At 67.1% G+C, this 17,565-nt stretch carries 17 protein-coding genes; 9 read left to right on the forward strand and 8 right to left on the reverse strand.

Features of this window, described 5'->3' with window-relative positions; translation table 11 throughout:
* Positions 1-132: 132 nt before the first annotated feature.
* The 3 genes from FPZ61_RS12670 to FPZ61_RS12680 form a co-directional block, all read right to left on the reverse strand.
* On the reverse strand, positions 133-1,296 hold the full coding sequence (locus FPZ61_RS12670; protein ID WP_185466947.1) for a GuaB3 family IMP dehydrogenase-related protein: 1,164 nt from the start codon (positions 1,294-1,296) through the stop codon (positions 133-135).
* Between the two features lie 72 nt (positions 1,297-1,368).
* Positions 1,369-1,995: a CAAD domain-containing protein gene (locus FPZ61_RS12675; RefSeq protein ID WP_185466948.1), complete on the reverse strand. Its 627-nt coding sequence runs from the start codon at positions 1,993-1,995 to the stop codon at positions 1,369-1,371.
* A 71-nt stretch (positions 1,996-2,066) separates the two neighbouring features.
* Positions 2,067-3,230: a homocysteine biosynthesis protein gene (locus FPZ61_RS12680; RefSeq protein ID WP_185474856.1), complete on the reverse strand. Its 1,164-nt coding sequence runs from the start codon at positions 3,228-3,230 to the stop codon at positions 2,067-2,069.
* A gap of 68 nt (positions 3,231-3,298) precedes the next feature.
* Here FPZ61_RS12680 and gyrA point away from each other — a divergent pair, with 68 nt between their 5' ends.
* A complete protein-coding gene (gene gyrA, locus FPZ61_RS12685; RefSeq protein WP_185466950.1) occupies positions 3,299-5,911 on the forward strand; it encodes a DNA gyrase subunit A in 2,613 nt (870 codons plus the stop codon).
* An 8-nt stretch (positions 5,912-5,919) separates the two neighbouring features.
* A complete protein-coding gene (crtL, locus tag FPZ61_RS12690; protein ID WP_185466984.1) occupies positions 5,920-7,146 on the forward strand; it encodes a lycopene beta cyclase in 1,227 nt (408 codons plus the stop codon).
* A 15-nt stretch (positions 7,147-7,161) separates the two neighbouring features.
* Here crtL and FPZ61_RS12695 read toward each other — a convergent pair whose 3' ends face one another.
* Together FPZ61_RS12695 and FPZ61_RS12700 are read right to left on the reverse strand one after the other, a co-directional pair.
* Positions 7,162-7,605 carry a universal stress protein gene (locus FPZ61_RS12695; protein WP_185466951.1) on the reverse strand — a complete coding sequence of 148 codons (444 nt, stop codon included), beginning with the start codon at positions 7,603-7,605 and terminating at the stop codon, positions 7,162-7,164.
* A 141-nt stretch (positions 7,606-7,746) separates the two neighbouring features.
* Positions 7,747-9,327 carry a glycoside hydrolase family 57 protein gene (locus tag FPZ61_RS12700; protein ID WP_185466952.1) on the reverse strand — a complete coding sequence of 527 codons (1,581 nt, stop codon included), beginning with the start codon at positions 9,325-9,327 and terminating at the stop codon, positions 7,747-7,749.
* A 96-nt stretch (positions 9,328-9,423) separates the two neighbouring features.
* On the opposite strand from FPZ61_RS12700, the gene FPZ61_RS12705 reads away from it, so the two are divergent.
* The 6 genes from FPZ61_RS12705 to FPZ61_RS12730 all read left to right on the forward strand — a co-directional run bounded on the left by FPZ61_RS12705 (position 9,424) and on the right by FPZ61_RS12730 (position 14,666).
* A complete protein-coding gene (locus tag FPZ61_RS12705) occupies positions 9,424-10,074 on the forward strand; it encodes an NYN domain-containing protein (RefSeq protein WP_370594289.1) in 651 nt (216 codons plus the stop codon).
* A 39-nt stretch (positions 10,075-10,113) separates the two neighbouring features.
* Entirely contained in the window at positions 10,114-11,736 is a 1,623-nt protein-coding gene (locus FPZ61_RS12710; RefSeq protein ID WP_185466953.1) for a 2-isopropylmalate synthase, read from the forward strand.
* A 50-nt stretch (positions 11,737-11,786) separates the two neighbouring features.
* Entirely contained in the window at positions 11,787-12,566 is a 780-nt protein-coding gene (locus FPZ61_RS12715) for a carbohydrate ABC transporter permease (RefSeq protein WP_221630156.1), read from the forward strand.
* 138 nt (positions 12,567-12,704) lie between these two features.
* A complete protein-coding gene (locus FPZ61_RS12720) occupies positions 12,705-13,700 on the forward strand; it encodes a sodium-dependent bicarbonate transport family permease (RefSeq protein WP_185466955.1) in 996 nt (331 codons plus the stop codon).
* Between the two features lie 15 nt (positions 13,701-13,715).
* Entirely contained in the window at positions 13,716-13,997 is a 282-nt protein-coding gene (locus FPZ61_RS12725; protein ID WP_185466956.1) for a transcriptional regulator, read from the forward strand.
* A 21-nt stretch (positions 13,998-14,018) separates the two neighbouring features.
* A complete protein-coding gene (locus FPZ61_RS12730) occupies positions 14,019-14,666 on the forward strand; it encodes a TMEM165/GDT1 family protein (protein WP_185466957.1) in 648 nt (215 codons plus the stop codon).
* A gap of 15 nt (positions 14,667-14,681) precedes the next feature.
* Here FPZ61_RS12730 and FPZ61_RS12735 read toward each other — a convergent pair whose 3' ends face one another.
* Positions 14,682-15,038, reverse strand: a complete 357-nt coding sequence (locus FPZ61_RS12735) for a DUF6464 family protein (protein ID WP_185466986.1) — start codon at positions 15,036-15,038, stop codon at positions 14,682-14,684.
* A 5-nt stretch (positions 15,039-15,043) separates the two neighbouring features.
* The gene (locus tag FPZ61_RS12740) at positions 15,044-15,826 is read right to left on the reverse strand and encodes a hypothetical protein (RefSeq protein ID WP_185466958.1); all 783 of its coding nucleotides are present in this window, start codon (positions 15,824-15,826) and stop codon (positions 15,044-15,046) included.
* Positions 15,827-15,886: 60 nt separating this feature from the next.
* Here FPZ61_RS12740 and FPZ61_RS12745 point away from each other — a divergent pair, with 60 nt between their 5' ends.
* On the forward strand, positions 15,887-16,639 hold the full coding sequence (locus tag FPZ61_RS12745) for a hypothetical protein (protein WP_185466959.1): 753 nt from the start codon (positions 15,887-15,889) through the stop codon (positions 16,637-16,639).
* On the opposite strand, the gene FPZ61_RS12750 is transcribed toward FPZ61_RS12745, so the two are convergent.
* Positions 16,548-17,453 (reverse strand): hypothetical protein, encoded by a 906-nt coding sequence (locus tag FPZ61_RS12750; RefSeq protein WP_255441598.1) that lies wholly within the window; start codon positions 17,451-17,453, stop codon positions 16,548-16,550. The genes FPZ61_RS12745 and FPZ61_RS12750 overlap by 92 nt on opposite strands.
* Between the last annotated feature and the right edge of the window lie 112 nt (positions 17,454-17,565).

A 17,565-nucleotide genomic window follows, 5' to 3' on the forward strand; every position in this document is an offset into this window, starting at 1 on the left:
AAATGCCCGGACGCGCCGGGCGGGTTGGTGTGAGGAGTGTGTGAGCCGTGGCCCCCACACCTTGAGGTTAACGCCCGTCTCTGCCGGGAATCCGTCGTTCCGGGGCGGGAAGAAGCGGCCTTGGGCAGGGGGTTACTTGCCCATGCCCAGCTGCTGGGCTTTCTGGTAGACCTTGCCCTCGGTGAGGAGGGATGGGGCCACCACCACATCCACCCGCTGCATCTCCCTGATGGTGCGCGCGCCAAGTGTTCCCATCGAGGTGCGCAGGGCGCCCAGCAGATTCTGGGTGCCGTCATCCAGCCCTGCCGGGCCGCGCAGGATCTTTTCGAGGCTGCCCGTGGTGCCCACGCTGATCCTGGTGCCCCGGGGCAGCACCGGACTGGGGGTGGCCATCCCCCAGTGGAAGCCACGGCCGGGAGCTTCGCTGGCCCTGGCGATCGGGGAGCCGATCATCACCGCATCGGCTCCGCAGGCGATGCACTTGCAGATGTCGCCGCCGGTGACAATGCCGCCGTCGGCGACGATCGGCACATACCGACCGGTCTCCCGCTCATGGTCGTCACGGGCGGCGGCGCAATCGGCCACGGCCGTGGCCTGGGGGATGCCCACGCCCAGCACCCCCCGGGAGGTGCAGGCGGCGCCGGGACCGATGCCCACCATCACCGCAGCTGCTCCGGCTCGCATCAGTTCGAGGGCCACGTCGTAGGTGACGCAGTTGCCGATCACCACAGGGATGCCCAGATCACGGCAAAGGGCCGCCAGGTCGAGCGTCTCGCGCCCGGCCGGGCCGATGTGGTCGGTGGAGACCACCGTGGCCTGAACGAAGAAGAGGTCGGCTCCCGCTTCCGCCACCGCCTTGCCAAAGCGCAGGGCCGCGGCGGGGGTGGCACTGACGGCGGCGATGCCACCGCCGGCTTTGATCGCGGCGATCCGCTGGCGGATCAGGTCTTCGCGCACCGGCTGGGCGTAGAGCTCCTGCATCAGGGGCACGAACGCCTCCTTTCCTACCGCTGCGATCCGATCAAGGACCGGGTTCGGATCCTCGTAGCGGCATTGAACCCCTTCCAGGTTCAGCACCCCCAGGGCCCCGAGCCGCGAGAGTTCCAACGCCATCGCCACATCGACCACCCCATCCATGGCGCTGGCGATGATCGGAATCTCACGCTCGATGCCGCCGATGGTCCAGCGGCTGTCGGTTACCTCAGGATCCACGGTGCGGCCACCGGGAACCAGGGCGATTTCATCGATCCCATAGGCGCGGCGAACGGTTCGGGAACGGCCTAACTGAATGGACACCACTGGGGTTTCTGCAGTCGGGCCAAGCTATCAACCGGTCTGGTCGCCTCCAGGACCGTTGCAGGTCAGGGATCAGCTCTGGCCGCGGAAGGAGTTCCAGCGCTCCTGCCACGACGCCAGCAGGGCCTGGCGGTCGCTGCTGCGCACCAGGCGGGTGAGGGCGAAGCGGCTGAGCCAGATCACCCCGGCCAGCTCCAGCAGCCCAGGCACGAGTGGGAGGCTTTCGAGCGCTCCCAGCAGGGCGGCGTAGATCCTGAGCACCACCAGCAGGGCCAGAAAGCCTGCCAGAAGCTTCAGAGGGGAGCTGTACTGCTTCAGCTGCTTCTGGAAGTCACCACTGTCGAACCAGGTGCGGATCTTGCCGGTGAGCAGCTCCCACTCGCCGCCTCCAGTTTCCTCGCCGCTCTCGTCACTGGCGGGGATGTGCAGGGTGGTGGCCACGGCTGGATCAGCCGACGGCTGCGGCGCCTGGGCAGGAGCTGGGTCGGGCTCCGACTCCGGCTCGGGCTGAGGCTCGGCTGCTGGTGCCGTTTCGGCCTCGATCTCGATGGGGATCAGCTTCTCCGGCTCCACGCCGACCTCAGCGGAGACGGGCTCCTGCCCGGTCTCGGTGCTCGTCTCTTCATCACCAAGGGGGGGCGGGGATGGCAGGTCCTGGTCTGGATCGGACTCGTGGAATGCAGAAGAGGACTCAACCATCGGTTGTCGCGAAAACCGCCGGTGGAGCTTACGCCGATTCCCCTGGCTTGTCCCTGCCGCCGCTGACAGGCTCAGCCCTCCAGGGGAATCAGCCCTGGGCGATCGCTCAGGGGAACCAGGGGAAGCCGCAGGGGAAAGGATCCATTGCGCAGCCGCTGGATCAGTTCGGCGCTGATCTCCTCGGCGAGGCGAGGGCTGTGGGCCGGCGCACAGCGCAGGCGGCGGGCATCCACCTGAATCTCGCCGGCGAGCAGTTGGCTGTAGGGAACGAATCCGAAGCTCGGTCGGATCCGGCGGGGGATCGAGAAATCCAGCACGGGCGCCTCGAGCTGGTCGTCGCCGCAGGCTGCCTGACGGGCCACAGCCAGGCTGATCAGGGGAACGGGCGCCGCAATGGCCACCAGCAGGGCGCTGCCATGGCCCTCGAAGTGGCAGGGGCGGATCCACTCGGCCTTCAGCTCCGCCAGATCGACCCTCACCGCCGCCACAGCCCCCGGCCCGCGGGCATGGCCGCTCGGCAGCCGCCGGAGCTGGGGCTGGTGGCCGCCGCCGGCGCCGATCCCCCAACCGATCGCCCCCCCCACCAGCACGGGTGAACCGGGTCCCAGCAGGCTCAGGCCTGGCATGGTCAGGCCGATGCTGCGACAACCACCACCGCTGTAGAGGGCACTGCCGTAGGGGCCCAGCAGGGGACCGTAGGGGCTGTGGGTGACCCCTTCGGCACTGCTCACCGCCACGATGCCGTTCTCGCTGATGGCGCGATGCAGCAGCAGGCGCGCCACACCGAGACGCTCCAGCTGCAGGCGGGTCTGGAGTTCACGGCGAGGATGCAGGGTCGTGCCTTCACCCGTGGCCACCAGTTCCACCTCCAGGCCGGCGAGCAGCTTGCCCAGCACCTGGGCGCCCCCCCGCTGCTCGGGATCGGAGAGCCCACCCCCAATCGGCAGACTCAGGCCCCCGCTGCCGCTCGCACCAAGGGCCGTGACCCCATCCAGCCGCGCCTCGCGCAGGCGCATGGGCGGATCACAGGGGCCAAGGCTGAGCTGAAGAGTGGCCTGGTCGGTGAACTCGGCGTTGGCGGCCACCACCACATCCGTGCGTTTGTAGGCCGCCTCCAGCCCCTCGGCAGCCACCAGGGCGCGGAAGTCCGCTCCGCTGCGCACCACCAGGTCACCGTTGCTCTGGCGCTCCATCAGCTGCGTTTCGCTGCGGGGGCTGGGGGAGACGGAGCCCATCGGCGCAAGCAGCCCGAAGACGGTGGCCCCAGCCTCGCTTAACGTGGCCTTCGGCAGTGTGGTGTGAGATGGCGGATCCAACGGGTCCCGGCGAATCCGACGGACGGATCATCCAGACCGACCTGCGCAATGAGATGTCGCGCTCCTACCTGGAGTACGCGATGAGCGTGATCGTGGGACGGGCCCTGCCCGATGCCCGCGATGGCCTCAAGCCGGTGCATCGCCGCATCCTCTACGCGATGTATGAACTGGGCCTCACCAGCGATCGCCCCTACCGGAAATGTGCCCGGGTGGTGGGTGAGGTGCTCGGTAAATACCATCCCCACGGTGATACGGCTGTCTATGACGCCCTGGTGCGCATGGCCCAGGACTTCTCGATGCGGATGCCGCTGATCGACGGCCACGGCAACTTCGGCTCGGTGGACAACGACCCACCGGCTGCCATGCGCTACACCGAATCACGGTTGCAGGCCCTCACCACCGACAGCCTGCTCGAAGACATCGAAGCTGAAACCGTCGATTACATCGACAACTTCGATGGCTCCCAGCAGGAACCCACGGTGATGCCAGCGCGGGTTCCTCACCTGCTGCTGAACGGTTCCTCGGGCATCGCGGTGGGCATGGCCACCAACATCCCGCCCCACAACCTCACCGAACTGATCAACGGGTTGCTGGCCCTGATCGCCGATCCCGAGATCGATGACCGGGCCTTGATGGCCCTGATTCCCGGTCCTGATTTTCCCACCGGGGGTCAGATCCTCGGCCGTCGCGGCATCCGTGAGACTTACACCACCGGCCGCGGATCTGTGACGATGCGCGGGGTGGCCGCCATCGAAACGCTGGAAATCCCAGGCCGGCCCGATCGCGATGCGGTGATCATCACCGAACTTCCCTACCAGACCAACAAGGCAGCGCTGATCGAGCGTATCGCCGAGATGGTGAACGACAAGAAGCTCGACGGCATCTCCGACATCCGTGACGAGAGCGACCGCGATGGCATGCGGATCGTGATTGAACTGCGTCGGGATGCCTATCCCCAGGTAGTGCTGAACAACCTGTTCAAGCTCACGCCCCTCCAGAGCAACTTCAGTGCCCACATGTTGGCGCTGGTGAATGGCGAGCCTCTCCTGCTCACCCTGCGTCGCATGCTGCAGGTCTTTCTCGATTTCCGCATCGAGACGATCGAGCGGCGTACCCGGTACTTCCTTAGGAAGGCCGAAGAGCGGGATCACATCCTTCTTGGCTTGCTGCTGGCGCTGGAACAACTCGATCCGATCATCGCCCTGATTCGTGCGGCAGCTGATGCAGCCACCGCCCGCCATCAGCTGCAGGAGCGTCATGGCCTCAGTGAGATTCAGGCTGATGCGATTCTGCAGATGCAACTCCGTCGGCTCACGGCCCTCGAGGCCGACAAGATCCGCCTGGAGCATGAGGATCTCGTAGCCAAGATTGCCGACTACAAAGATATTCTCGGCCGGCGCGAGCGCGTTCTTGGATTGATCCAATCAGAGCTGAATCAGCTGCGTGATCGTTATCCGTCCGAGCGACGGACAGAAATTCTTGATCTCGAAGGAGGGCTCGAGGACATTGACCTGATCGCCAACGAGCGTTCGGTGGTGCTGCTCACCGAGAACGGCTACCTCAAGCGCATGCCGGTGAGCGAGTTCGAGGCCACCAGCCGCGGAACCCGTGGCAAGGCCGGAACCCGAAGCCAGGGTGAGGAGGCGGTGAGGCTGTTCATCAGCTGCAACGACCACGACACCTTGCTGCTGTTCAGCGACCGTGGCGTGGTCTATGCCGTTCCCGCCTACCGGGTGCCGGTGGGAAGTCGGGGAGCCAAAGGCACCCCCGTGGTGCAGTTGCTGCCGATTCCCCGCGAGGAGCAGATCACCTCCCTGGTGGCGGTGAGTGCCTTCGACGACGACGTTCAGTTGCTGATGCTCACCAGCGGGGGCTACATCAAGCGCACCCGTCTCTCGGCGTTCGCCAACATCCGCTCCAACGGATTGATCGCCATCAGCCTCGAAGACGGCGACGCCCTGCGCTGGGCGCGGCTGGCCCTTCCTGGCGACAGTGTGCTGATCGGTTCGCTCAAGGGGATGACGATCCACTTCCGCCTCACCGATGGTGAACTGAGGCCCCTGGGCCGGACCGCCCGCGGTGTGCGCGCCATGGCCCTGCGACCGGGCGATGAGCTGGTGAGCATGGACGTGCTGCCGGCCGAGCTGGCTGATCAGGTGGCCAGCAGTTCCGCCAGCGCGGGCGATGACGAGGAGACGCCGGAGACAACCGAGAGTGCCGAGGGCCCATGGGTGCTGGTGGCGTCCGCCAGCGGGCTGGGCAAGCGCGTGCCGGTGACCCAGTTCCGCCTGCAGCGCCGGGCCGGCCTGGGCCTGCGGGCCATCAAGTTCCGCCGCGACGGTGACGTGCTGGTGGGGCTCACGGTGATGGGACCCGGAGAGGAATTGCTGCTGGTGAGCGAGCGGGGCGTGATCGTGCGCATGCAGGCCGACGCGATTCCTCAGCAGTCGCGTGCTGCCACCGGGGTGCGCCTCCAGAAGCTCGACAGCGGGGATCGTCTCAGCGAAGTGGTGCTGGTGCCCCCGGCTCCTGAGGAGGACGCCAGTGTCGATGAATCCGGCGAGCCCGTTGATCAGCCCCCATCGCCGGAGTCCGCCTGACGTTTCCCATCGCCGCTGATGTGCTGGTGCTCGGCGCCGGTCCGGCGGGGCTGGCTATCGCCAGTGAGCTTGTTCCCTTGGGCCTCAAGGTGGTGGGTTTGGCGGCCGATGATCCCGCTAGCCCATGGCAGAACACCTATGGCATCTGGGCCGACGAGCTGGATCAGCTCAACCTCTCCCATCTGCTGGAGCACCGCTGGTCGAACTGTGTGAGCTATTTCGGCGCTGAGCCGGTGAGCCTCGGCCGCGACTACGGCCTCTTCGATCGCGAGAAGCTCCAGGGCCACTGGCTGGGCCGCAGCGCAGGCATGAGCTGGCGCCGTGGTCTGGCGGCGGAGCTCAGCCACGATGAGCGGGGCTCTCAGGTGACAACCCACGACGGGGACGTTCTCACGGCCCGGCTGGTGATCGACACCACCGGCCATGATCCGGTCTTTGTGCGGAGACCGGTCCTTGGACCTGTGGCCGCCCAGGCTGCCTACGGGATTGTGGGCACCTTCTCGGCGGATCCGGTGCCTCCCGGCCAGTTCGTGTTGATGGATTACCGCAGCGATCATCTGAGCGAGCAGGAGCGCTTGGCCCCTCCCACCTTCCTGTATGCCATGGACCTGGGCGGAGGCCGCTTCTTTGTGGAGGAAACCTCGCTGGCGCTGGCCCCTCCGGTACCGATCGAGGTGCTCGAAGATCGCCTCCGGCGGCGGCTGGCCCACCGAGGTGTGGCCGTGGTCCATGTCCAGCATGAAGAACGGTGCCTGTTTCCGATGAACCTGCCGTTGCCCGATCTCCGCCAGCGGGTGATGGGTTTCGGAGGGTCTGCCAGCCTGGTTCACCCCGCTTCGGGCTACCTGGTGGGCTCCTTGCTCCGCCGTGCCCCCGGCCTGGCGGCCGCCATCGCCACTGCCCTGGCCGGGGGCGATCGTTCAGCCGCCCAGGTGGCTGAAGCGGCCTGGGCTGCCCTCTGGACTCCGGAGCTCGTGCGCATGCACGGGATCTACCAGTTCGGTCTGGAGAAGCTGATGCGCTTCTCCGAGCAGGAGCTGAGGCAGTTTTTCAGCACGTTCTTCGCCCTGCCTGAACCGCAGTGGTTTGGCTTCCTCACCAACACACTCAGCCTGAGCGAGCTGGTGGCGGCGATGCTGCGTCTGTTCGCCCTGGCTCCAGCCGACGTGCGCTGGGGGTTGATGCAGCCGAAAGGACGCGAAGTTTCCCTGCTCTGGCGAGCCCTCCGCGGTTAGCCGACTCCCGGGCCCTCAGCGGAACACCAGAACCGGCAGAGGCGCATGGATCAGCACCCGCTGGGTCTGGCTGCCCAGCAAGAGGCCACTCAGCCCCCTGCGGCCGTGGGAGGCCATGAAGATCAGATCGCAGCCATGGGTCTGGGCAGCCTCGATGATCGCCTCGTGGGGCAGATCGTTGACCACCCCTTCGCCACTGCAGGGGACACCGGCGCTGTTCGCCACGGCTTCGGCCTCCGCAAGGATCCGTTCGCTGTTCTCCCGGGCCACCAGGCTGAGGTGCTCGAGGGTGCCCCCGTCAAGCATGGTCCCGGTGCCCACCATCGACACCGGCAGGATGCTCCGGGCATTGAGGAAGGTGATCCGCGCGCCCACTTCCTTGGCAAAGGCCACAGCCCCCTGGACGGCCCTGAGGGAGACCTCGGATCCATCGATGGGGACAAGCAGGTGGGAATACATGGGGTGGAGTCCGAGGGGGGATGGCCAGCCCAGGGGGTGTCGTCGTGGAGGAGCGTAACTGGGCTGAGGTGGCTGTTCCTGGAAGCGATCAAGGAAGAACCTGGTGGGGCTGATCGCGCCGTCGCGTGTCGGGGAGGATGGTCAGCAGGGCCTTGCCAGGCTGACACTGGCCCAGTCCGCCGCGTTCAGCTGGGGAAAGAGGCCATCGTCGGCTTCGAGAGCCTCCAGCCAGCTTTCGGGCAGCTCCGCTCCGGTGTCGATGGCGTGCATCAACCGCCAGAAGCGATCCAGATGGCGGTGGATCCGCTGCCGGGCCAGCTCTGTGGTGGTCCCCGCCCGGAGGATGAAGCTCCAGTCCGAGCTCTGGGCCAGCAGCAGTTCCCGTCCCGCCTGGTGGAGCAGCCGACGCTGGCGCTCGCCGGCCACGCCGCCATTGACCCGCTTCACCATGGCTTCGGAGGCACGGTGCCACTCCGGCACCACCCAGGCATTGCTCTGGTGAAGCCAGTAATGGTGATACCCCCCCTGGCCCCAGCTCGAAGGGGAGGGACGGCAGATCTGCAGGGACCTCCCCTCCTCGAGGGAGCTGTGCAGGCTGGAAAAGCTCACGCCCGCTGCGGGCCCCTGGCTGAACAGTTCGGCGAGGAAGCGGGGCCCCTCGTACCACCAGTGGCCGAACAACTCGGCATCGAAGGGGGCCACCAGCAGAGGGGGACGGTCCATGGCCCTGGCCAGGTCCGCCAGTTCCTCGCTCCGGCCGGCCAGGTAGGTCGCGGCGTGCTCCACGGTCCGCCCGGCGGCGGCCTCCGGGTCGTACGGCTGTTTCTGATCGAGGGGGCAGTTCCGGCCGCTGACCCGATGCAGTTTCAGGCCCAGGGGTCGGGCTGAGGGGATGCCATGGGCCCGCAGCTCCTCTTCGGGCAGGTCCCAGCCCAGATCACGGTGAAATTCCCGGTAGTGGCCATCGCCTGGAAAGCCTTCCGAGGCCGACCAGACCGGCAGCGTGGCAGCCCCATCGCGGGCGAAGAAGGCGATGCCCGCCGGGGAGCAGATCGGCGCGTAAACCCCGTAGCGGGGCCTTGGCAGGGCGTGCAGCAGGCCATGGGCGTCGAGCACGGCATAGCGCAGGCCGCACTGCCGCAGGAGCAGGTCAAGACCTTCGTAGTAGGCGCACTCCGGCAGCCAGATCCCGAGCGGCCGCACCCCCAGCAACCGCTGATGCTCACGCACGGCATTGATCAGCTGGGCCCGCACGGCTTCAGGGCTGTGGCGCAGCAGTGGCAGGTAGCCGTGGGTGGCGGCGCAGGTGAGCAGGTCGAGCACCCCATCCCGCTGCAACTGCTGGAAGCGATGCAGCACCTGGCCGCCGCTCTCGATCCAGCCCTCGCGCGTGCGCTCCAGGGTGTCGGTCAGGGCCGCGGCGGCGCCCCCCTCAGCGGGGGGCGCCTGCCGGAGCAACTGAAGGCGCTGGGCCAGCCAGTCAGGGAACCGTGCACTGAGCACGGGGTCGCTGATCAGGCTGAGCAGGGTGGGGGAAAGCCCGAGGCTGAGGCAGGGGCTTTGGCCGGGATCATCCCGGCTCTCCTCCAGCACCTCAAGCAGGGGCAGGTAGCTCTCGAGCAGAGCCTGGAAGTACCAGTCTTCCTCCAGAGAGCCCGGATCGCTGCTCCGGACGTAGGGGAGATGGGCATGAAGGACCAGGGCCAGGGTGCCTTTGGCCATTGACCATCCATGGGTGGAGGCACTGTACGGGTCTCCCTCCGGCAACCCTTTGTGCCTTCACTCCTAGGCTGGTGAGAGAGGCGGGATGGGAGTCAGGTGGATCAGGGCAGGATCCGGCGCGGGATGTTCGTGGACGGCCACGGAATGTTCTATGCCCAGCAGAAGCTGGGCTGGTTCTTCGATCCCCGCAGGCTGCTGGAGCTGGCGGCTTCCGAGCCGGGCGTCGAACTTGATGGGGCCTTCTGGTACACGGGCCTGAAGGATCCGGCTGATCAGCGGCCCTTCCGCGATGCACTCACCAGCCTGGGCTACACGGTTCGTAGCAAACCGCTGCGGGAATTCGGTGCGGATCCGGAGCATCGTCAGTTCGCCAGGGCGAATCTGGATGTGGAGATCTGCCTGGATCTGATGATGGTGGCCCACCGGCTTGATGAGGTCTGGCTCCTGAGCGGCAGCCGCGATCTGGAACGGTTGGTGGAGACCCTGCGGGCCCGGGGGATCAGGATCGTGCTGCTCAACACCGATGGGATGGTGCCTCGGGAGCTGCGCAATGCCGTCGACATCTTCCTGGACCTGTCCGGGTTACGGGAGAAGCTGGAGAAGGCCGAAGCGGTCCAGGCGCCTGTGTTCCAGCGGGGATCCGAGAGCTCGGTGCGGGTTGAGCCGATCAGCAGGGAGCTGGTGCGCCGTCCGCTGGAGCGTCCAGACGGCGGTTCCCGTGAGGTGGTGATCGCTCCCTCCCCCTAGGATCAGGTCAACTCATAGTCACATCGACTTGCAACGGTCATGGCCAAGGACCCCGGCCGCGTACTGATCTTCGACACCACCCTGCGGGATGGCGAGCAATCCCCCGGGGCCAGCCTCAACCTCGAGGAGAAGCTGGCGATCGCCCACCAGCTCGCCCGCCTGCGGGTCGACATCATTGAGGCGGGCTTCCCCTTCGCCAGCCCCGGGGATTTCAATGCTGTGCAGCGCATCGCAGCCGCCGTCGGCACCCCCGAAGGACCCGTGATCTGTGGCCTGGCCCGGGCCGCCCAGGGCGACATCAAAGCCTGCGCGGAAGCGGTGGCTCCTGCCGCCAACCGCCGCATCCACACCTTCATCGCCACCAGCGACATTCATCTCGAGCACAAACTGCGCAAAAGTCGCGCTGAGGTGGTGGCGATCACCGCAGAGATGGTGGCCTACGCCCGCTCCCTCGTCGAAGATGTGGAGTTTTCCTGTGAGGACGCTGGTCGCTCTGATCCCGACTACCTCTACGAGGTGATCGAAGCCGCCATTGCCGCCGGTGCCACCACCATCAACATCCCCGACACTGTCGGGTACACAACGCCGGCTGAATTCGGTGGCCTGATCGCCGGCATCAATGCTCACGTGCCCAACATCGACCAGGCTGTGATCTCTGTGCATGGCCACAACGATCTCGGTCTGGCGGTGGCCAACTTCCTTGAGGCGGTCAAGAACGGAGCCCGCCAGCTGGAGTGCACGATCAACGGCATCGGTGAACGGGCCGGCAACGCCTCCCTCGAGGAGCTGGTGATGGCGCTGCACGTACGCCGCAGCTACTTCAATCCCTTTCTCGGCCGCCAGGCAGGCAGCTCTGAGCCGCTCACGGGGGTGCGCACCGAGGAGATCTACAAGACCTCACGCCTGGTCAGCAACCTCACCGGCATGGCGGTGCAGCCCAACAAGGCGATCGTGGGGGCCAATGCCTTCGCCCATGAATCGGGCATCCATCAGGACGGGGTGCTCAAGAACCGGCTCACCTACGAGATCGTCGATGCGCGCACCATCGGTCTGGCCGACAACCGCATCTCCCTGGGCAAGCTGAGCGGCCGCAGTGCTTTCCGGGCGCGGCTGGAGGACCTCGGCTACACCCTTGAGCGTGACGACCTCGATGAGGCCTTTGCCCGTTTCAAGGAGCTGGCCGATCGCAAGCGGGAGATCACCGACCGAGATCTCGAGGCGATCGTCAGCGATCAGGCCCAGCAGACCGAAGCCCGCTACGACCTGAAGCTGGTGCAGGTGAGCACCGGCACCAATCTGCAGCCCACGGCCACCGTCACGCTCACCACCAGCGATGGGGCCGAGCTCACCGAGGCCGCCATCGGCACCGGTCCTGTCGACGCCGTCTGTCAGGCCCTCAACAGCCTGGCGCGGGTGCCCAATGAGCTCGTGGAATTCAGCGTCAAGTCCGTCACCGAGGGCATCGACGCCATGGGCGAGGTCACGATCCGCCTGCGCCACCAGGGGGTGCTCTATTCCGGCCATGCCGCCGACACCGACATCGTGGTGGCTGCGGCGCAGGCCTTCGTGAATGCCCTCAACCGGCTGGTGAATGCGATGGAGCGCCAGCCCCTGCATCCCCAGAAAGCGTCCCTGCCGGTGGCGGAGCTGCCGCGGCTGTGAAGCAGCAACGGCCTCTCTGGGCAAGCGTTCTGCAACTGGGGGCCCTGCTGATGCTGGCCCTGCTGATGCTGGTGCCCCTGCTCTGGCTGGTGAGCACCTCCCTGAAGGGCCCCGCCGAGAACATCTTCGCCACCCCACCGGCGCTGATCCCAGCCCAGCCCAGCCTGGAGGCCTACGGCCGCCTCTTCGCTGATCATCCTCTGGGCCTGTACCTGTTCAACAGCACAGTGGTCAGCCTGCTGGCGGTGCTGGGCAACCTGCTGTTCTGTTCGCTGGCGGCTTACCCGCTGGCGCGGATGCGCTTCGCCGGCCGCGGCCTGGTGCTGGCCCTGGTGGTGGCCACCATCCTGATTCCCTTTCAGGTGGTGATGATTCCGCTGTATCTGATGATGGTCCAGCTGGGCCTGCGCAACACCCTCTGGGCCCTGATCGTGCCCCAGGCGGCCACGGCCTTCGGCATCTTTCTGTTGCGCCAGAGTTTTCTCGGGGTTCCGGTGGAACTGGAGGAGGCGGCCCGCATCGATGGCTGCACCCCGGTGGGCGAGTGGTGGAACGTGATGATTCCCGCTGCCCGGGCCGACCTGATCACCCTGGCGATGTTCGTGTTCATCGGCACCTGGAGTGATTTCCTCTGGCCGTTGGTGATCCTCGATGACCCCAGGCTCTACACCCTTCCCCTGGGTCTGCAGCAACTGGCCAGCAGTTTCTCCCTTGACTGGCGCCTGGTGGCGGCGGGTTCCGTCGTCTCGATCCTGCCGGTGCTGGTGCTGTTCGTGCTGTTGCAGCGGTACATCCTCCCCAGTGCCAGCGGCGATGCGGTGAAGGGCTGAGGAACGAGCCACCACGCGGTTCGGGTCCCTGGGACCGGGCTGCTTTCCGCTCTGCGAACAAGCGCGTCGCCGGCCTGGAGTTGTCGATGGTCCTGGGTAATCTGCGCCCTTGGAGTTCATCATCAGCCGGGCGCCGGAATGGAGACCAGCCTGGTTCTGCAGAATCTGCTCTCACCGCCGGTGCTGTTCTTCGCCCTCGGGGTGATCGCGGTGCTGGTGGGATCCGACCTGGAGATCCCGGCGCCGCTGCCGAAGCTTTTCTCTCTCTATCTCCTGCTGGCCATCGGCTTCAAGGGGGGAGTGGAGCTGCTCCACAGCGGCCTCGGTCCCCAGGTGATCAGCACGATCGCGGCGGCGATGCTGATGTCGGCCCTCGTGCCCCTGTACAGCTTCCTGGTGCTGCAGCGTCAGCTCGACACCTTCAACGCGGCGGCGATCGCCGCCACCTACGGCTCGATCAGTGCGGTCACTTTCATCACGGCGGAGAGCTTCCTGGGTCTCACGGGGATGCCCCACGACGGCTTCATGGTGGCGGCCCTGGCCCTGATGGAATCCCCGGCGATCATCATCGGTCTGCTGCTGGTGAAGCTGGCCTCGAGTGAGCCGGCGGAGCAACCCCGGGAGGGAATCCGCTGGGGTTCGCTGCTGCATGAGGCCTTTCTGAACAGCTCGGTGCTGCTGCTGGTGGGCAGCCTGGTGATCGGTGGGCTCGTGGCGGCTTTCAGCCCTTCGGGGCTGGGCAGAATGGAGCCCTTCACCGGTGAGCTCTTCTACGGAGCCCTCAGTTTCTTCCTGCTCGACATGGGCATCGTGGCGGCCCAGCGGGTTGGTGATCTCCGGCGGGCCGGGGCCTTCCTGATCGGCTTCGCCGTGCTGATGCCCCTGTTCAATGCAGGGGTGGGCCTGGTGGTGTCCAGGTTGCTCGGTCTGCCCCAGGGGGATGCGCTCCTGTTCATGGTGCTCAGCGCCAGTGCCTCCTACATCGCGGTGCCCGCGGCGATGCGCATGACTGTGCCTCAGGCCAGTCCGAGCCTTTACATCTCCACCGCCCTGGGGGTGACCTTCCCGTTCAACATCGTGGTGGGCATTCCGCTTTACATGGCGATGGTGAGGCTGGTCATCCCTGCTGTCTGATTTCCGGCCCTTCCCATGCAACGCCTCGATCTGATCTGCAGCGAACGGGAACTCGAGCGGGTGGTTCACCTGATCGATTCCGCAGGCGCCCCCGGCTACTCGGTGATCCGCCATGTGACGGGGAGAGGGCCCCATGGGTCGGTCTCCGAGTCGATGGAGTTCAGCGGTTTCGGTGCCAATGTCCATGTGATGGTGTTCTGCGAGAGCGCCGTTCTCGAGACCCTCCGTCAGGGCCTGAGGCCGATCCTGGAGTACTACGGAGGGGTTGGCTTCGTCTCCCAGGCTGAGCCGTTCTGAGCCTCAGCCACCGTTTCCTTCATGGCCAGCGATCCCGCCATTGCCGCGTTCGGCTCCAGCTTCACGGCCATCACCCTGGCGGAGCTGGGGGACAAGACCTTTTTCGTGGCCTTCCTTCTGGCCGCCCGCCACCGGGGCCGCTGGGTGTTCCTCGGGGCCTTCACGGCCCTGGCGGCCGTCACGGTGATTTCCCTGGCCCTCGGCCTGGGCCTGCGCAGTCTGCTGCCGCCCGAGCTGGTGCCCTGGCTGGCGGCTCTGCTCTTCGGCGGGTTCGGCCTGAAGCTGCTGATCGATGCTCAGTCGATGGGAGCCCAGGCCGCCGAGCAGGAGGCCCAGGAGGCCGAGGACCTGGTCAACGCCGCCGAAGCTGGCCAGAGCCAGAGCAAGGCCGGCGGCTGGCTGGTGGTGCGTGAAGCCTTCCTGCTGGTATTCATGGCCGAACTGGGCGACCGCACCCAGTTCGCCACAATTTTTCTGGCCACAGCGCCTGGTTTCACCTTCGCGGCCCTGCTGGCCGGCACCCTGGCGGGCCATGCCCTGGTCACGGGCCTGGCGGTGGGGGCGGGCAAGTGGATCGGCCAGCTCCTCTCCGAGCGGGTGCTCTATCGGCTCAGCGGGGGCCTGTTCCTGGTGTTCGCCGCAGTGGCCCTGCGCGAAGCCCTGGGTTGAGGGTCTGAGGGAAGCTCAGGGCTGGTGGCGTCCGCTGTAGTGGGCGCAGCGTTCACAGGGTCCGTCGGGCAGCACCGCGCAGCGCAGCAGCGGCGATCGGGCATTGAAGCGGCAACTGGGGTCGCCGATCACCCAGCCTCCATTCCACCAGCGTGCCTCCCTGGGCTGCCGCTCGGCTTTCACCTGCAGGGCCACACCGGCCAGCTCGTAGCGACCATTGCGCAACTGATACCGGTGATGGCGCTGCAGCACAAGGAAGCTGTTGCCGCCATGGAGAAACCAACGGCCTGGCAGGGGAATCTCGCCCAGTTCATCGAGCTCGAGCTGGGCCAGCAAGTGGCCGCTGCCGGCCTGGCGGAGTTCGACGCGCAGGGGCTTCAGGGGTTCACCTCACCGGCATCGCCGCTCACACGCCTGGAGAAGCCCCAGAGGAAGAGACCGGCCACAAGCAGCAGCAGGGTCCACTCCGGCGGCACCAGCTGGGGCAGCCCGAGGCGCAGGAGCAGCCGCAGGCCCACCAGCCCCACCGCCAGATAACCCGCCCGCTCCAGGTTGGGGTAGAGCCCCAGCCAGCGGATGAACAGTTCCGCGGTGAGGCGGAGGGCGATCACCCCGATCACTCCGCCGGTCATCACCAGCCAGAGCCGATCGCTCACGGCCACCGCAGCCGCCACGCTGTCGAGAGAGAACGCCAGGTCGGTGACGGCCAGGGTGATCACCACGGCCCCCAGTCCCCCAGTGCCGGGCTGAGCCGCGAGGCCCTCGGAGGGATGCTGGCCGACGGCGGAGGCTTTCACGGCCGCCACCGCCACCGGCTCGTCGTCGGCGGCCCCCTCGCCTGGCCGCAGCAGGTTGCTGCCGCTCAGCCAGAGCAGGTAGGCGGCGGCAGCCAGCTGCAGGGGCCAGAAGTTGAGGACCCAGCGCGCCAGCAGGATCAACCCCAGGCGGAAGAGCAAGGCAAGGCCAAGTCCGAGGTTCAGGGCCTGGCGCTGGCGGGCCGGATCGTGCAGCCGCCGTGAAATGGCGGCCAGGGCGATGGCGTTGTCGGCGGAGAGCACCGCCTCGAGCGCCACCAGCAGCGGCAGCAGCAGCAACAGTTCCCCCCACTGATCCGCTTCTTCCAGCAGGGGGGTGAGGGAGGAGATCGACTCCGCTTCCATTGTCGTGCAGCGGGTTCGGTGGCGCCACTCTAGAAAGTCCCCACCACCGGCTCCTCCGCGATGCAGCTTCGGGCACGACTGGCCCATGCCGAATCCGGCCAGCGGGTGGTGGCGGTGAGCGCCTGGGAGGGAGGGCGTTGCCTGGGCAGCGCCCTGGGGGAAGCACCCACGGCCGAAGCCGCCGAGGACCGGGCTCTGCAGCGGTTGCTGCAACGGCTTGAGACGTCCTCCCAGGTTGCACCACCTCCTGCATTGCAGTCAGAAGTCAGGCCAGCTCCGCTCCCACCGGCACCTCCAGCGCCTGCCGCGTCTTCTGAACCCAGCGCCTCCGAAGGCGGAGTGGCCGGCCCCGAGATCGAACCTCCGGCTGATCCCGACGACTGGAGCGAGGAGCTGGCGGAGCTGGAGCGTTTGTTGCGTCAGCTCAGCTGGGAGCGGGATCAGGAGTCGATCTACCTGCAGCGCGCTTTCGGCCATCCCAGCCGCAGCCGTCTGATCCGCTATGCCGATCTGCTGGCCTACCTCGGGGTCCTGCGCCGGCTGGAGCCTGGCATGGATCCGGCCAGCGCCCCCCTGCCCATGCGCCGCTCCGACCTCCTGCGCCGCTCCGACGCTCTGCTCGCGCGTCTGGGCTGGGGACCCGCCGAGGGTCGGTCGTTGCTGGAGCGCGAGTTCCGCCTGGCCAGCCGCCAGCAGCTCAGCGACGATGACCTGCTGCGTTTCAACGAGCTGCTGGCGCAGCGGCTGGAGGAGCCCACGGCCTCCAGCCAGGAGCAGGGCACTCCCTCGCCAGCAGAGCAGGCCCCAGGCTGAGCTGGTTCTGGTTGGCGTAGGCCTCCCGCTCCAGGCTGATCTCGGAGGGGCTGGCCCTGGCATACACGGGATCCTCCAGGTGGCGCTGGCTGATCGGATCCAGCACCATCGAGAGACCCAGCAGCCTGGGCCGGGCTCCCAGTCCTCCGTGCCGGCAGCTCTGGGCCACGTGGATCGCCTCATGGTTGAGCACCCGGGCGAACTCCACGCTGCCCTTCTCGATCACATCGGGGCGGAGGCGCAGGGTGCGGGCCGACGGTTCCCATTCCCCGGCAGCCCGGTCCTTGCGGGGCGCGCCGATCACCACCTGCACCCCCACCCGCTCGAGCATGGTCAGCAGGTCCGCGATGGCCGCACGCTCGGCCTCGTGGCTGGGGGGATTGCGTCGCAGGTCCTCGATCTGCGCGATGGACAGGGGTGGATCGTCTAGACGACGCTTGTATGTGTAGCGGATTCGTCCATCGCCAAGGGGTTCGGCCCGCGGCTGCCAGGTCAGGTCAGCCGTCTTCAGTTGCTGTTGAAGCCAGGGCAGATCAGCACGGCTGAGCACCCGATCGCCGGGCCGCGGCGGCGCCGGACGGCTGGCGAGCACCACCTCCTGCAGCTGGAACGTGAGGTCCTGCAGGGCCAGGAGGGTGTCGGTGCGTCTGGTCAGGGGGGCGAGCAGGGCCAGGGCAGCCAGACCTCCGCCTGTGCTGATCACCAGACCCATCAGCACAGGGGCCAGGCGCCCCGCCACGGTTGATCTGGGCCCTGATCCCCGTGGGCGGCGGACTGGACGGGATCGGCGCGATGGGCGGCGGGTCTTGCTCATGACGGCGCCATCTGCTGCAGACGGAGGCCGGAACAGCCGGCTTCCGGACTCTGGTCATAGCGCCTGGAGGGGAAGTTGGCGGCGGGCCGCGGCCGATGCCCCCGCTTGCGAA

This window comes from Synechococcus sp. BSA11S (assembly GCF_014224355.1).
Classification (GTDB): Bacteria; Cyanobacteriota; Cyanobacteriia; order PCC-6307; family Cyanobiaceae; genus Regnicoccus_A.